Source organism: Mordavella massiliensis (genome assembly GCF_016901695.1).
Taxonomy (GTDB): Bacteria; Bacillota; Clostridia; order Lachnospirales; family Lachnospiraceae; genus Claveliimonas; species Claveliimonas massiliensis_A.
Window position 1 is genome coordinate 162,272 of record NZ_JACJKS010000002.1, and the last position, 14,905, is coordinate 177,176.

At 56.4% G+C, this 14,905-nt stretch carries 16 protein-coding genes; 15 read left to right on the forward strand and 1 reads right to left on the reverse strand.

All coding sequences use genetic code 11. From position 1 onward, the window contains the following. Positions 1-7: 7 nt before the first annotated feature. The 15 genes from H6A20_RS02115 (at position 8) to H6A20_RS02185 (ending at position 13,903) form a co-directional block, all read left to right on the forward strand. Positions 8-2,170 (forward strand): peptidase U32 family protein, encoded by a 2,163-nt coding sequence (locus H6A20_RS02115; RefSeq protein WP_204905509.1) that lies wholly within the window; start codon positions 8-10, stop codon positions 2,168-2,170. Positions 2,171-2,178: 8 nt separating this feature from the next. After that, on the forward strand, positions 2,179-3,657 hold the full coding sequence (locus H6A20_RS02120; RefSeq protein ID WP_204905510.1) for an FtsW/RodA/SpoVE family cell cycle protein: 1,479 nt from the start codon (positions 2,179-2,181) through the stop codon (positions 3,655-3,657). 115 nt (positions 3,658-3,772) lie between these two features. Beyond that, a complete protein-coding gene (locus H6A20_RS02125) occupies positions 3,773-5,038 on the forward strand; it encodes a peptidoglycan D,D-transpeptidase FtsI family protein (protein ID WP_338106555.1) in 1,266 nt (421 codons plus the stop codon). A gap of 29 nt (positions 5,039-5,067) precedes the next feature. After that, the gene (locus H6A20_RS02130) at positions 5,068-5,391 is read left to right on the forward strand and encodes a hypothetical protein (RefSeq protein WP_204905511.1); all 324 of its coding nucleotides are present in this window, start codon (positions 5,068-5,070) and stop codon (positions 5,389-5,391) included. Between the two features lie 19 nt (positions 5,392-5,410). Then, the gene (locus H6A20_RS02135; RefSeq protein ID WP_204905512.1) at positions 5,411-6,397 is read left to right on the forward strand and encodes a DUF2953 domain-containing protein; all 987 of its coding nucleotides are present in this window, start codon (positions 5,411-5,413) and stop codon (positions 6,395-6,397) included. A 20-nt stretch (positions 6,398-6,417) separates the two neighbouring features. Continuing rightward, a complete protein-coding gene (locus tag H6A20_RS02140; protein ID WP_204905513.1) occupies positions 6,418-6,819 on the forward strand; it encodes a GerW family sporulation protein in 402 nt (133 codons plus the stop codon). An 85-nt stretch (positions 6,820-6,904) separates the two neighbouring features. Next, on the forward strand, positions 6,905-7,057 hold the full coding sequence (locus H6A20_RS02145; RefSeq protein ID WP_204905514.1) for a hypothetical protein: 153 nt from the start codon (positions 6,905-6,907) through the stop codon (positions 7,055-7,057). 115 nt (positions 7,058-7,172) lie between these two features. Then, entirely contained in the window at positions 7,173-7,358 is a 186-nt protein-coding gene (gene rpmB, locus H6A20_RS02150) for a 50S ribosomal protein L28 (RefSeq protein WP_204905515.1), read from the forward strand. 145 nt (positions 7,359-7,503) lie between these two features. Then, on the forward strand, positions 7,504-7,863 hold the full coding sequence (locus H6A20_RS02155; protein ID WP_204905516.1) for an Asp23/Gls24 family envelope stress response protein: 360 nt from the start codon (positions 7,504-7,506) through the stop codon (positions 7,861-7,863). 17 nt (positions 7,864-7,880) lie between these two features. Continuing rightward, positions 7,881-9,566: a DAK2 domain-containing protein gene (locus H6A20_RS02160; protein ID WP_204905517.1), complete on the forward strand. Its 1,686-nt coding sequence runs from the start codon at positions 7,881-7,883 to the stop codon at positions 9,564-9,566. Between the two features lie 79 nt (positions 9,567-9,645). Further along, on the forward strand, positions 9,646-11,676 hold the full coding sequence (recG, locus tag H6A20_RS02165) for an ATP-dependent DNA helicase RecG (protein ID WP_204905518.1): 2,031 nt from the start codon (positions 9,646-9,648) through the stop codon (positions 11,674-11,676). Between the two features lie 62 nt (positions 11,677-11,738). Beyond that, complete coding sequence (locus tag H6A20_RS02170) at positions 11,739-11,945, forward strand: alpha/beta-type small acid-soluble spore protein (RefSeq protein WP_204905519.1); 207 nt, start codon at positions 11,739-11,741, stop codon at positions 11,943-11,945. 276 nt (positions 11,946-12,221) lie between these two features. Next, positions 12,222-12,791, forward strand: coding sequence for a 16S rRNA (guanine(966)-N(2))-methyltransferase RsmD (gene rsmD / locus H6A20_RS02175; protein WP_204905520.1), 570 nt, complete (start codon positions 12,222-12,224; stop codon positions 12,789-12,791). After that, on the forward strand, positions 12,785-13,276 hold the full coding sequence (coaD, locus tag H6A20_RS02180; RefSeq protein ID WP_204905521.1) for a pantetheine-phosphate adenylyltransferase: 492 nt from the start codon (positions 12,785-12,787) through the stop codon (positions 13,274-13,276). Before rsmD ends, coaD begins: the two co-directional genes overlap by 7 nt. 3 nt (positions 13,277-13,279) lie before the next feature. Continuing rightward, positions 13,280-13,903 (forward strand): ATPase, encoded by a 624-nt coding sequence (locus H6A20_RS02185; protein WP_204905522.1) that lies wholly within the window; start codon positions 13,280-13,282, stop codon positions 13,901-13,903. Between the two features lie 20 nt (positions 13,904-13,923). On the opposite strand, the gene H6A20_RS02190 is transcribed toward H6A20_RS02185, so the two are convergent. After that, positions 13,924-14,856, reverse strand: coding sequence for a transporter (locus H6A20_RS02190; protein WP_204905523.1), 933 nt, complete (start codon positions 14,854-14,856; stop codon positions 13,924-13,926). Between the last annotated feature and the right edge of the window lie 49 nt (positions 14,857-14,905).

Consider the following 14,905-nt stretch of genomic DNA (forward strand, 5'->3'; position numbering starts at 1 on the left):
GAGCAAGATGGAAAGTGGACAGGTTGAGATCCTCTCGCCGGCAGGGTCTCTGGCGATCTTGAAAGGCGCGTTCGCGGCGGGCGCGGACGCGGTCTATGCGGGCGGATCCTGTTTTGGGGCCAGGGCTTTCGCACAGAATTTTACAGAGGATGAGATGCTGGAGGGGATCGATTATGCGCATCTCCACGGCCGGAAGCTGTATCTCACAGTCAATACGCTTGTCAAAGAAAAGGAGTTCGGGCAGCTCTACCGCTATCTGCTGCCGTTTTACAGGCAGGGGCTGGACGCTGTCATCGTCCAGGACATGGGCGTGATGGAGTTTGTCAGGCGGGAGTTTCCCGGACTTGCCATCCATGCCAGCACCCAGATGACGGTCACGGGAGCCCGAAGCGCCGGCTTTCTCGAACAGCAGGGAGTGACGCGGGTGGTGCCGGCCAGGGAGCTTTCTCTTGCGGAGATACGCAGGATCCGACAGGAGACGGATCTGGAGATCGAGTGCTTCGTGCACGGGGCGCTCTGCTACTGCTACTCGGGGAGATGCCTTATGAGCAGTCTGATCGGCGGCCGCAGCGGGAACCGGGGGCAGTGCGCCCAGCCGTGCCGGCTTGCCTGGACGGCACAGGGACAGAAGAAGAGCGCTGATATCCTGAGTCTCAAGGATCTGTGCACCATCGACATGATCCCGCAGCTTGTGGAAGCCGGCATCACTTCCTTCAAGATCGAGGGAAGGATGAAGCAGCCCTCCTACGTGGAGACTGTGACGGCCCTGTACAGGAAATATACGGATCTTTACATCGCCGGCGGGAACGGGGAACCTTTCCGGGTGTCCGGTGCGGACCGGCAGGAGCTCATGGACGCCTACAGACGGCGGGGCTACACGGACGGCTACTACCGCAGGCACAACGGGAGGGAGATGATCTCCTTTGCAAGGCCGGAGCCGGAGAGGGAGAGGGCCCGTACGGAAGAGGGACAGATCACAGAACCGAAAGAAAAAATTAAGGGGAAATTCATACTTTCCCCGGGAAAACGTGCTACACTAACCCTGTCCGCACAGGTCGGCGGGCGCACATACGGGACGCGGACCGAGGGCGATGAGGTGCAGGAAGCCCGGAACAAGCCCATGTCGGAGGAGCAGATAAGAAAGCAGGCCGGCCGGACAGGAAATACGCCCTTTGCCTTCCGGGAACTGGACATCCGGGCGGAAGGAAATATCTTTCTGCCGGTCCAGTCCCTCAACGCCCTGCGGAGAACTGCGCTTAAGGAGTTGGAAAGGCAGATCACGGAAAGTTTCCGGCGGCCGGAGCCAAAGAGGCGGGGAGAGCCGGCAGGACCGGTGGGACAGGGCGGATACAGAAGCCTGGCTGACATGCCGGTGTTTGTGTCGGCCATGTCGCAGGAGCAGGCGGAGGCGGCGCTTCTGCACTCCCGGGTGAAGCGGCTGTATCTGGCGGATATCCTGCTGGAGGAGGGCCGGGGCGAGGAACTCCTTGCAGAAGCAGCGCGCAGGGGCGTGGAAGTATTCTTCCTCATGCCGCAGATCTGCCGCACGCAGACAGAGGACTATTACAGGGCGCACCTGGCCGGCCTGGAGAAGCGGTGCGACGGGGCCATGGCCTGCAACCTGGAGGAGCTTCTCCTTCTGCGGGAGAGCGGCTTTGGGAAACCCGTTGACATGGCGGGATCCGCCTATGGCTGGAACCGGCTGGCCCAGCAGTTCTGGCACGGACAGGGGGCGGCTCTTCTGGAGGCGCCGGCCGAGCTGCACGAAGGAGAGCTGCGCGGTCTGGACAGGACGCAGATGATCCTCCCGGTGTACGGCTATCAGCCGGTCATGGTGAGCGCGGGCTGCGTCCGCAAAAACACAGCCTCCTGTACCCGCAGGCCGGGATGGACAAGCATCACGGACCGGCGCGGGAAGCGCTTCATGGTGCGCGCGGAGTGCCAAAGCTGCTACAATGTCATATATAACACAGATCCCCTTGTCCTTGCGGACCAGCGGCAGGAGATAGAGAGGCTGGCCCCGGCGGCCCTGCTTTTGTCCTTTACATGGGAGAACAAAAAGAGGACGAAAGCCGTGCTGGACTACTTTGAAGGCGTATTTGCAGGCCGGGAGATGCCTGCGTGGGACGGGTCTTATACGCGGGGACATTTCAGGCGGGGAGTAAAGTAGGTGAACCATTGGTAAATATTATTGTTGAGCTTTCCAAATATTTGATCATCATACTCATCATCATGTACACGTACCTGTGCTTTGCCATCTTCGGGTATCACGATGCGGAAAGAAAGCAGGCGCTCTTGCGGCGGCAGAACACGTTCATGTTCCTGTTTCATCTGACGGCGTTTCTCGTGCTGTATCTGGAGAAGGACGACATCCGGATCGCAGGCCTTTATCTGGCGCAGGTGCTGCTCTTCATCCTGACGATCTTTCTGTACACGAAGCTGTACCCGCGGGTGTCCAGGCTGGTCGTCAACAACATGTGCATGCTGCTGTGCGTGGGTCTTGTCATGCTGACCCGTCTTGACTACGGGACGGCTATGAAGCAGTTTGTCTTTGCGGCGGCCGGTATCGCCCTGAGCCTCGTTGTACCTGTGATCATCCGCAGGGTGAAGGGGCTGTCCAGGCTGAAGCTTCTGTACGCGGGAGCCGGCATGGTATCCCTGGCGGTGGTGGCTGTCCTGGGACAGGTCTCCTACGGGGCCCGGCTCGGGTTTTCCATCGGAGGGGTCAGCATCCAGCCGTCGGAGCTTGTCAAGATCATCTTTGTCTTTTTCGTGGCGGCGAGCCTGAAAGAGTCCACACAGTTTAAGCATGTCGTGATCACCACCGTGGTGGCGGCCCTCCACGTGCTGATCCTTGTCATATCCACCGACCTGGGCGCAGCCCTCATCATATTTGTGGTGTATCTGGTCATGCTGTATGTGGCCACAAGACAGCCCCTGTACATGCTGGCCGGTCTGGGGGCCGGCTCCCTCGCTTCCGTCGCCGGCTACTACCTGTTCGGCCACGTGAGGACCCGCGTCAACGTGTGGCGGGACCCCTTTGCCACTTACGACAGCGGCGGCTACCAGGTGGCCCAGTCCCTGTTTGCGATCGGGACCGGGAGCTGGTTTGGCATGGGGCTGTGCCAGGGATCTCCGGAGAGCATCCCGGTCCGGGATTCGGACTTTATCTTTTCCGCCATTGCGGAGGAGCTGGGGCTTGTGTTTGCCCTGTGCCTCATTCTTATTTTCGTGAGCTGCTACATCATGTTCCTCAACATTGCCATGCAGCTGCACGACCAGTTCTACAAGCTTGTGGCGCTGGGACTTGGAACCTGCTATATCTTCCAGGTGTTTCTGAACATCGGGGGAGTGATCAAATTCATCCCCTCCACAGGCGTGACGCTGCCTCTTATCAGCTACGGCGGGAGCTCCATGCTGAGCACGCTGATCATGTTCGCGATCATCCAGGGACTTTACATCTTAAGAGAGGACGAGGAAGAGAGCATTGAAAGAAGAAAAAAAGAACAACAGAAGCTACGAGCTCAGAAGAGAAGAAGACCGGCGCAGGAAGCAGCAGGAAAAAGCGTCCATGACCCGGCAGGAGAGAAAAGAGCTCAAAGTGCGGGAAAAGAAAGAAAAAAAGAGAAAGCGGGAAGTAAACAAAGAGTTCGCTAGGGTGACCTACGCCTTTGTGGCGCTCTTCCTCGTGCTCATGTGCTATATCGGCTACTTTAATGTCGTGAAGAGCGCGGACATCATACGGAGTCCCTACAATCCGAGGCTGGATTCCATGGCGGACCGGGTGGTGCGGGGCACCATCCTGGATTCGGAAGGGAATGTGCTGGCCCAAACGGAGACGGCCCAGGACGGGACCGAGTACAGGAGTTACCCCTACGGCAGCCTTTTCGCCCACGTGGTCGGCTATGTGGGACAGGGCAATGCGGGACTGGAATCCACGGAAAATTTTGAGCTGCTGACCTCCAACGCCTTTTTCCTGGAGAAGCTGCGCAACGAATTCCAGGACAGGAAGAACCAGGGGGACACCGTGGTGACGACGCTGGACACGGGCCTTCAGCAGGCGGCCTCCAGCGCGCTGGGCGATCACAAGGGAGCGGTGGTGATCCTGGAGCCCTCCACCGGGAAGATACGCGCCATGGTCTCCAAGCCGGACTTTGACCCGAATACAGTCTCCCAGAACTGGGAGAACTTAAGCAGCGATCCCCAGAGCAGTCTCCTCAACCGGGCCCTGCAGGGCCAGTACGCGCCGGGCTCCACCTTCAAGATCGTGACGGCCCTCGAGTACATGCGGGAGCACGGGGACTACGGAAACTATACCTATACATGTGATGGGTCGATCTCTGCGGGGGGCGTGACCATCCCCTGCGCGGGAGGGCAGGTGCACGGGACTGAGAACCTGGCGGAGTCTTTTGCCTACTCCTGCAATTCCTCCTTCTGCAACATCGGCCTGTCACTCGACCTTTCCTCCTACCGGGATACGGCCGGGGATCTGCTCTTTAACAAGTCGCTCCCGGGGCGGGATGTGTCGGCGGCAAAGAGCAGTTTTCTGCTGGATGGGAACGCGTCGGAATCCGACCGGATGATGACGGCCATGGGTCAGGGACAGACGCAGACAAGCCCGTATCACATGGCGCTGCTCGTGTCTGCCATCGCCAACGGAGGCAATCTGATGCGCCCCTACCTGGTGGAGCAGGTGACCAACTATGCGGGCGCCGTTGTGCGGGAGGTGTCGCCGGAGAGCTACGGAAATCTGATGACTTCCGGGGAGGCCGCGCAGCTGAAGGAGTACATGCAGGATGTGACATCCTACGGCACAGGCTCCGTCTTTGCCGGCGCCGGATACAGCATGGCGGGGAAAACAGGCACGGCGGAGTACGCGGACGGGGATTCCTCCAGGAACCACTCCTGGTTTGTCGGATTCTCCAACACAGACAATCCGGAGCTGGCGGTCTGCGTGATCGTAGAGCAGTCAGACGGCGGTCTGCGCGCAGTAGATGTTGCAAAAGAAGTGATGGACAGTTATTATTATAATCAGTAGGATAAACAGCAGAAAAGGAACCTGAGCGTATGAGATTTGCAAGGCGGATGTATCTGTCAGAGGGAATGGAAAAGAAGAAGGATAAAGTGATCCGGCGCCTCCGGATGAGGAAACTGGCGCGCCCCGTCTACCTTCTCGCCCTGTGCGACTACGGCACGGAGCGGCTGGAGATCCTGTCTTCCGCAGAGCTTCTGCAGCGGTCCTATCCCTCGGAAGGTCTTCTGATCGCCGGCCTGGCGGGAGACTATGAGGATGCGCTTGATCTGGTCAGGCAGATCGCGCAGGAGACACTGGACGCCGGTCTGGAGACGGATGTGTGCAGCTACATACGCGGGCGGGAGCGGGATAGGTGATATGCTTCAGATTTTATTGTTGATTTTGAAAATCCTGGGGATCATACTGGCGGTCATCCTGGGCATACTCATAACAGTGCTGCTCCTTGTCCTGTTTGTTCCGGTCTGCTACCGCGGAGCCGCGAAATGGGATCTGGACGAAAGAGAGCTGAAGGCCCAGGGCAGCGTACGCTGGCTTTTCGGCCTGCTGGAACTGAGGTTCGCGCACCGGGACGGGAGAACGCACCTGCGGGGCCGCATCGCGTGGAAGAAACTGGGCGGCCGGGCGGAACCTGAACGCGCAGGCGGGATGGAACGGAAGGTTCCTGCAGAAAAGGAAGCTCCAGCAGAAAAGGAAGTTCCTGCAGAAAAGGAGGAAGAGCATGAAAAAGAACATGAAAACGGTGAAGAAACAGTGGAGAAACCTGCTAAGGAGGAGAAAGCAGCTGAAGATGTTCCGGAAGCATCTGAAGAGGATGCGCAGACCGCTGAAGAAAACACTGCGCATGATGAAAAAGAAAGCGCCGGCTCTTCAGAAAAATACCGTAAGATCCGCCAGGCGTTTCAAAAGATCCGCGAACGCATTCCTTCGCTCCTTAAAAAGATAAAATGTACATTCCGGGCAATCTGTGATAAAATAAACCTGTTAATGGAAAAAAGGGAAGAGATCCTGGCGTTTCTGGGTGATGAGGCTCACAGGAGCGCGTACAGGATCGTGAAAAAAGAAGGGATACGTCTTCTGCGGCGCACGGCGCCCAGACATCTCCGGCTGTCGGTCTGCTTTGGCTTTGCCGATCCGTATCACACGGGGCAGGCGCTGGCAGGGCTGGCTGTGCTCTATCCCTTTGTCCCCGGAGAGATCCGGGTAATCCCGGATTTTGAGAGGCGGGTGTGCCGGGGCAGGGCGCAGGCTGACGGGCGGCTGTATGCAGTGCATTTTGTCTTTGCTGCCTTCCAGGTCCTGCGGCGCAGGGCTGTCCGGCAGACATACAGGGATATACGGGATCTCTTCCAGGCGGAAGCATAAAAATGTAGGAGGATCATACAATGGCAGACAATACTTTCAAAGGGACAGTTGAGGCGTTATTCCACGGGATGGATGCGGTCATCTCCTCCCGGACAGTCGTGGGGGATGCCATCCACATCGGGGATACGATCATCCTTCCCCTTGTGGATGTGTCATTTGCCGTGGGTGCAGGCGCGTTCAACGGAGAGAAGAGCGGGGAGAAGAAGGACAAGGGGGCCGGCGGCCTGGGCGGCAGGATGACGCCGAGCGCTGTGCTCGTCATCCAGAACGGGACGACCAGGCTGGTGAACATCAAGAACCAGGATACGGTCACCAAGATCCTGGACATGGTGCCGGATGTGATGGACCGCTTTGCCTCCAGAGGCAGCGCGGGCATGTCGGAGGACGACTTGAACGACATCCTGGACGAGGCGGATCAATAGCTGTTTTCCCTTCTTTTTTTGCATAGGGGAGGCTGTGCACGCATAGACTGCAGATGAGAGGTTCCGCATGGAAGGGGGCCGTTTTGTGAAGCGGGTGGCAGGATTTGCACTGTTCTTTACCGGCGTGGGCATTCTCATCGGTATATGGCTTCCGAACCTGTTTGTGGAAGTGCTCTGCATCATCCTCTGCCTTCTGGCGGCCTATGAGCTGTTTTTCTGCTGCGGGGATGATAAGTGACAAAATATTTCGAAAAACAGAAAATTAATGCTTGCATTTTGAAAATCTATCTGATAGAATATCAGTGTTGCGAGTCCGGAGAACGGACTTATTATGAGCGTTAGGAGGTGCAGTCATGGCGAAATGTGCTATTTGCGAAAAGGGTGCTCACTTCGGGAACAGTGTCAGCCACTCTCATAGAAAGACACCGAAAATGTGGAAATCAAACGTGAAATCTGTTCGTGTAAAAACAGAGGGCGGAGCAAAGAGAATGTACGTATGTACTTCCTGCTTAAAGTCCGGCAAAGTAGAGCGCGCTTAATCAGTGAGTGTGAAAGAGGGCTAATTTCCCTGTTCAACTATGGGAAGTTAGTCTTTTTTTGTTGTAAATCAACGGGAAACAGAGTATAATACTTTTGTTAAGCAGACTTCTATAAAATGTAAAATAGAGCATTGGAGGGAACTATATGAAGGGAAGCATGAGCACAGATCTCGGTATCATTTCGGTCAATCCTGAAGTGATCGCAAAATACGCAGGCACAGTAGCCGTTGAGTGCTTCGGCATTGTCGGCATGGCGGCTGTAAACATGAAGGACGGCCTTGTCAGGCTCCTCAAGAAGGACAGCCTCACCCACGGCATCCAGGTCTCCATCTCAGATGACAACCGCATCACCATCGACTTCCATGTGATCGTTTCTTACGGCGTGAGCATTTCTGCAGTGACGGACAATCTCATCAGCAATGTGAAGTACAGGGTGGAGGAGTTTTCCGGCATGCCGGTTGACAAGATCAATATCTACATCGAAGGCGTCAGAGTCATCGATTAGTTAAGGAGGACTTTTAAGTGGCTACAAATACGATCAGCGTAGATATGCTGGCCAAGATGTTTCTGGCCGGAGCACAGAACATTGAGGCGAAGAAAGAATACATCAATGAACTCAACGTATTTCCGGTTCCGGACGGAGATACCGGCACGAATATGTCCCTGACCATCATGTCGGCCGCCAAAGAGGTGACGGCGCTGGAGGATCTGACGATGCAGTCGCTGGCCAAGGCCATTTCCTCCGGTTCCCTGCGCGGGGCGCGGGGCAACTCAGGCGTGATCCTCTCCCAGTTGCTGCGCGGCTTTACAAAGGCGCTGCGGGAGGAGAAGGAAGTCAATGTGCAGAACCTGGCAGCGGCCTGTGAGCGCGCCAAGGAGACGGCGTACAAGGCGGTCATGAAGCCGAAGGAAGGAACGATCCTTACGGTGGCCCGGGGCATTTCCGAGAAGGCCAATGAACTGGCCCAGGAGACAGATGATCTGGAGGTGTTCCTCCCGGCCCTCATCGAGGAGGGGGACGCAGTGCTGGCGCGGACGCCGGAGATGCTCCCTGTACTCAGGGAAGCCGGCGTGGTGGATTCCGGCGGACAGGGTCTGATGGAAGTCATCAAGGGGGCCTACGACGCCTTCCTCGGCAAGGAGATCGACTACAGCGCGCTGGCGTCCCAGGGCGCGGGTTCCGTATCCGCCGGACAGAGAAAGATGGCGGCGGATTCTGCGGCGGACATCAAGTTCGGATACTGCACGGAGTTCATCATCCTGACAGAGAAAGAATTTACAGAGGCGCAGGAGCACGATTTCAAGGCGTATCTTGAGTCCATCGGCGACTCCATTGTCTGCGTGGCGGACGAGGATGTGGTGAAGGTCCACGTCCACACGAACGACCCGGGACTTGCCATCCAGAAGGCGCTCACATACGGGCAGCTCTCCCGCATGAAGATCGACAATATGCGCGAGGAGCACCAGGAGAAGCTGATCCGCGATGCCGAGAAGCTTGCGGCACAGCAGAAGAAGGAAGAGGAGGAGAAGGCGGCCGCAGAGCCGAGGAAGCCGATGGGCTTTATCGCTGTCTCCATCGGCGAGGGACTCAATGAGATCTTCCGCGAGCTGGGCGCTGACTACATCATCGAGGGCGGCCAGACCATGAACCCGAGTACGGAGGATATGCTCAACGCGGTGGACCATGTGAATGCGGACACGATCTTTATCCTTCCGAACAACAAGAACATTGTTCTTGCCGCCAACCAGGCGAAGGCGCTGGTGAAGGACAAGGAGATCGTCGTGATCCCGACAAAGACCGTGCCTCAGGGCATCACATCCATTATCAGCTTCATGCCGGAGGCGGATGCGAAGGCCAACGAGGAGGCTATGCTGGATGCCATTGCCAATGTGAAATCCGGCCAGGTGACATACGCGGTGCGCGATACAAAGATCGATGACAAGGAGATCCACGAGGGCGACATCATGGGCATCGGCGATGCGGGCATTATCGCGGTCGGCACAGATATCGGGGAGACGACGCGGGATATGCTGGAGCAGCTTGTGGACGAAGATTCCGAACTGATCAGCCTCTACTACGGTGAGGAAGTGAAGGAGGAGGACGCCCGGAAGTTCGTGGAAGAGATCGAGGAGAAATATCCGGATGTGGATGTGGACGCCCATTACGGAGGACAGCCGATCTACTATTATGTACTGGCTGTCGAATAGATCTGAACAGGCAGAAGACAAAGAAGTAGCAGGCACGGGATTTGCCTGTTACTTCTTTGTTTAAGAGGAGAAGAACTGTATGAACAAATTGACGCCGGTCCATGAGCTTAAAGGAATCGGGGAGAAGACGGAAAAACTGTTTCTGAAGCTTGGCATCTGTACGGTGGGGGATCTGCTCGGCTACTACCCGCGCGGATATGACATCTATGAAGAGGCTGTGCCGGTCAGCGAGCTGGAAGAGGGGAAAGTGCAGACGGTCACGGGCGCCATTTTCGGCCGCGTGCAGGTGTCCGGGAACCGCGCCATGCAGGTGACGACCATCCATGTAAAGGATATAACCGGCACGCTGAAGGTCGTCTGGTTCCGCATGCCTTTTCTGCGCACCACCCTTGCAAAGGGCGGCGTGATCACGCTGCGGGGCCTTGTGTCCAGGAAAAAGAGCGGACTTGTCATGGAGCATCCGGAGATGTTCTATCCCTCTGCCAGATATGAGGAAAAACTGCACACCATGCAGCCCGTGTACCCGCTGACAGGCGGGCTCTCCAACAATACAGTCATGAAGGCAGTGCGCCAGGCGCTGGATGAGATGCCCCTGGAACGGGAGCTGCTGCCGGAGGGCCTGCGCCTGCGCTGCCACCTGGCGGAGTACAATTATGCGGTCCGCGGCATCCATTTTCCGGAAGATAAAGAAGTGTATTTCCAGGCGAGGAACCGGCTTGTCTTTGAGGAGTTCGCCCAGTTCATCTGCTCCCTCCGGGCGCTTCGGGAGGAGAAGGACCGGGCCCGCAACCATTTCGGGATCCGGCCGGCGCCCGGGGTCGACGCGTTCATCCGGGCGCTCCCCTATGAGCTGACAGGCGCGCAGAAAAAGGTATGGGAGGAGATACTGGGGGACATGCAAAAAGATGTCTCCATGTCCCGGCTTGTGCAGGGAGACGTGGGGTCCGGCAAGACGGTGATCGCGCTTTTGGCCCTCCTTACTGCGGCGCTGAACGGGTTCCAGGGAGCGCTCATGGCGCCCACGGAAGTGCTCGCCAAACAGCATTATGAGTCGGTCACAGCCATGCTTGCCCGGCACGGCATCCCCGTCCGGACAGAGCTTCTCACAGGCTCCATGACGGCGAAGGAGAAGCGGGATGTTTACAGCCGGATGGAGGACGGGACAGCGCAGATCATCATCGGCACCCATGCACTCATCCAGGAAAAAGCCGTTTATCGGAACCTGGCCCTTGTGGTGACGGACGAGCAGCACCGCTTCGGCGTGAAGCAGCGGGAGAAGCTGGCCGGAAAGGGCGAGATGCCGCATGTGCTTGTCATGAGCGCCACACCCATTCCACGGACCCTGGCGATCATCCTCTACGGCGATCTGGATATCTCCGTGATCGACGAGCTGCCTGCCAACCGCCTGCCCATCAAAAACTGCGTGGTGGACACATCCTACCGGCCGACCGCGTACCGGTTTATCGAAAAGCAGGTGGCGCAGGGGCGGCAGTGCTACATCATCTGCCCGATGGTGGAGGAGAGCGAGCATCTGGAAGTGGAGAATGTGACGGATTATGCAGCCATGCTGCAGGAGGAACTGGGCGGGGACATCTGCGTCGCCTGCCTCCACGGAAAGATGAAGCAGGAGCAGAAGGACGGGATCATGGAACAGTTCGGGAGCGGCCAGATCCAGGTTCTTGTCTCGACGACCGTGATAGAAGTGGGGATCAATGTGCCGAACGCCACCGTGATGATGGTGGAGAATGCAGAGCGGTTCGGACTTGCCCAGCTTCACCAGCTCCGGGGCCGGGTGGGCCGGGGAGAACATCAGTCCTACTGCATTTTCATGACAGGCTCCCACGACCAGGAGACAAAAGAAAGACTGGATATTTTGAATAAGAGCAACGACGGTTTCAAGATCGCGGCCGAGGACCTGAAGCTGCGCGGTCCCGGCGACCTGTTCGGGATCCGCCAGAGCGGCCTTATGAATTTCCGGCTGGGCGATGTTTTCCAGGACGCAAAGCTTCTCAAGATGGCCAGCGAGGCTGTCGCCTCGCCGGAAGCAGCCGGCTCCGAATGGTTGAAAAAACTGGAAGCGCATGCAGGAACTGCTAGTGTAATCCTGTAGATCCTCCATATACTATCAGCGTAACAACAAAACAAACTGTTACAAAAAAGGAGGAGTATAACATGAATAATCGTTCATCCAACAAGGCGGCAGTGCCTGAGGCAAAGGGCGCGCTGGACAAATTCAAATACGAGGTTGCAAGCGAGCTTGGCGTGCCGCTCACTGACGGCTACAACGGCGACCTGACATCCAGACAGAACGGCTCTGTCGGCGGGTATATGGTAAAGAAGATGATCGAGCAGCAGGAGAAGCAGATGGCAGGGAAATAACACTGTTCCGGACGTAACATTTTTTAAAAGTGTTACGTCCGAAATTAAACTGAATGGTGTGTAAATGTGCCAATTGTTTGAATTGTATTTTTGAAAATAGCGAAGAAAAAGCATCTGACAGAAGAAAAATGTCTGCCAGGTGCTTTTTTTGTAAGATAAAGGAATAAAATATATTCAGATAATAACAAATGGGTTGACACAATTACACACCAGTTAGTATAATTGGGGACGTAATACTTGTTCAAAGTATTACGTCCCCAATAAAGGAGTGATTTTATGCGTGTGATCGCCGGAACGGCCCGCAGTCTGCAGTTGAAGACGCTGGACGGCCTTGATACCCGTCCCACGACGGACCGGATCAAAGAGACGCTTTTTAATATGCTGGCGCCCTACCTCTACGACTGCATTTTCCTCGATCTCTTCGCGGGAAGCGGGGGCATCGGGATCGAGGCGCTGAGCCGCGGCGCCATGGAGGCGGTCTTTGTGGAAAAGAACCCGAAGGCCATGGCCTGCATTAAAGAGAACCTGAAGCACACCCGCCTGGAGCGGAAGGCGCTCACCATATCCTCGGACGTGATGACAGCGCTCTACCGGCTGGAGGGCGAGAAGCAGTTTGACTACATCTTCATGGATCCGCCCTACAACCAGGGACTGGAGAGGCAGGTCCTCGACTACCTCGCCGGATCGGACCTGCTTGCAGACCAGGGAGTCATCATTGTGGAGGCCGCAAAAGAGACAAAATTTGACTACCTTGACGACATGGGATTTTATATACTGAAAGAAAAGATGTACAAGACAAACAAGCACGTGTTCATAGAGCCTGCGGGGAGGAAGGAAATATGTTAAGAGCCATCTACCCGGGCAGCTTTGACCCGGTCACATTCGGCCATCTGGATATCATCACAAGATCTGCGAAACTGGTAGATGAATTAATTGTCGGAGTATTGGTAAATAACGCAAAAACTCCGTTGTTTTCCGTGGAAGAACGTGTTAAAATACTAGAGAATACAGTGGAAAATATTCCAAATGTAAAAGTTATTCCATTTGAAGGCCTGCTGGTTGACTTTGCGAGAAAAATGAAAGCGAGGATGATCGTGAGGGGTCTGCGGGCGATCACGGATTTCGAGTACGAACTCCAGATGGCGCAGACAAACCACAAGCTGGAGCGGGAGATCGAGACGATCTTTCTGACGACCAGCCTGGAATACTCCTATCTGAGTTCTTCGACCGTGAAGGAAGTGGCCGCTTTCGGGGGAGATATATCGCAGTTTGTACCAGACATCGTGATAGAGCGGATGCAGGAAAAAATGGATGAAAGAAGGAGAGTGTAAATTATGAGCAGCCGAATTGAACAGATTATCGAAGAGATCGAAGAGTACATTGACAGTTGCAAATTCCAGCCTCTGTCAACGACAAAGATCATTGTAAACAAGGATCAGATCGATGAGCTTCTGCGGGAACTCCGCATGAAGACGCCGGACGAGATCAAGCGCTACCAGAAGATCATCGCCAACAAGGACGCCATCCTGGCAGACGCCCAGGCAAAGGCGGACAGCATGCTTCAGGAGGCGCAGATCCAGACGAACGAGCTTGTGAGCGAGCACGAGATCATGCAGCAGGCATATGCCCAGGCAAATGAGATCGTGACAGCCGCAACAGAGCAGGCGCAGCAGATCCTGGACAATGCGACCAACGACGCCAACGACATCCGGATCGGCGCCATGCAGTATACGGACGATCTCCTTGCAAACGCGGAGAGCATCATCGGCCACACGCTTGACAGCTACACGACAAAATACGACGGCCTTGTAAACTCCCTGCAGGAGTGCTACGACATGGTCCGCAACAACCGCTCCGAGCTGGAGATCCCGGATCAGTCCGCGCGCGGGCTGGAGGCGGAGTACGGCACGCCGGCGCCCGAGGAGGACTATGAGATCGCGGAGGAAGAGCTGGAGTAGGTCTTTTTCCCGGCTGCTATTTATCTCAGTACATAAAGATATACAATACACAGAAGACTGGTCACCCCTGCGGTGGCCAGTTTTTCTGCCATATAGACAGAAATCCTGAGCCCGGTCCCGTGGATCATACTGTATGTCTGGGCTGCAGCGCAAAGCCCGCCGGAAGAACAAAGGGACATAATGAGGATCCAGCGAAGCCCGGCGGGAGCCGGGAGCGAATACAGCATCTCCACGCCGGAAGTCATTTCCAGGAAAGCGGACGCGCAGCGCGCCGGCAGGGCACGGGAGCCGGGAAGAAGACCGGCCATCTCTGTCAGGATGGAAAAGAGCATCATATAGCCGCCCACCCGCGCGATGGCGTCAAACCCATCCATCATGGAGGCGTCCACCACGCCGGCGGAAAAAGGACGTCCCCTTTCGGGGTGCGGGCTGTCTCTGCGCTTCTTTAGCTGTCCTTTCCTGCACTGGTAGAAGAGGCGGCTGCTCAGAAGCGGGGCGAGGAAGAGGAGCAGGATGGATGGGCCTGCAAATGATGGATCCGGCATGAACCGGAGCGCCACATAGCTGACTGCAAACATGGGGCTTATATTGTTGGTGAAAGAGAGGAGATACCCTGCCTCCTCCCGGCTGATCCGCCCCTGCCTGAGCAGGTCGGCCGTCACCTTTGCCCCCATGGGATAGCCGCAGAGGAACCCGGCTGTCACAGCAAAAGAGCCGCACGGGGAAACATGCAGGATACGGCCTGGCACAGGTCCTGTCAGGCGGGAGAGCAGATCGACCGCATTTGTCCGCACCATCAGTCCGGCAGCGATCATGAACGGCAGAAGCGTGGGGAGAACCGTATCAAACCACAGCAGGATGCCCCGGCTCGCCCCTGCAAACGCCGCGCCGGGAAACAGCAGGATGGAGAAGAAAAAGATAAGGACCGCCAGGACAAACAGGCGCCGCTTCACAGGCAGGCCCTCCCTTCGCAAAAGGATCCGCTCTATTCTATGATAGGAC

Excerpts from the sequence above, each read along its gene's own strand:
- H6A20_RS02115 (WP_204905509.1), top strand. The coding sequence starts at position 8 with ATGGAAAGTGGACAGGTTGAGATCCTCTCGCCGGCAGGGTCTCTGGCG.
- H6A20_RS02125 (WP_338106555.1), top strand. The coding sequence starts at position 3,773 with ATGGCGGACCGGGTGGTGCGGGGCACCATCCTGGATTCGGAAGGGAAT.
- H6A20_RS02130 (WP_204905511.1), top strand. The coding sequence starts at position 5,068 with ATGAGATTTGCAAGGCGGATGTATCTGTCAGAGGGAATGGAAAAGAAG.
- H6A20_RS02140 (WP_204905513.1), top strand. The coding sequence starts at position 6,418 with ATGGCAGACAATACTTTCAAAGGGACAGTTGAGGCGTTATTCCACGGG.
- rpmB (WP_204905515.1), top strand. The coding sequence starts at position 7,173 with ATGGCGAAATGTGCTATTTGCGAAAAGGGTGCTCACTTCGGGAACAGT.
- H6A20_RS02155 (WP_204905516.1), top strand. The coding sequence starts at position 7,504 with ATGAAGGGAAGCATGAGCACAGATCTCGGTATCATTTCGGTCAATCCT.
- recG (WP_204905518.1), top strand. The coding sequence starts at position 9,646 with ATGAACAAATTGACGCCGGTCCATGAGCTTAAAGGAATCGGGGAGAAG.
- H6A20_RS02170 (WP_204905519.1), top strand. The coding sequence starts at position 11,739 with ATGAATAATCGTTCATCCAACAAGGCGGCAGTGCCTGAGGCAAAGGGC.
- rsmD (WP_204905520.1), top strand. The coding sequence starts at position 12,222 with ATGCGTGTGATCGCCGGAACGGCCCGCAGTCTGCAGTTGAAGACGCTG.
- coaD (WP_204905521.1), top strand. The coding sequence starts at position 12,785 with ATGTTAAGAGCCATCTACCCGGGCAGCTTTGACCCGGTCACATTCGGC.
- H6A20_RS02185 (WP_204905522.1), top strand. The coding sequence starts at position 13,280 with ATGAGCAGCCGAATTGAACAGATTATCGAAGAGATCGAAGAGTACATT.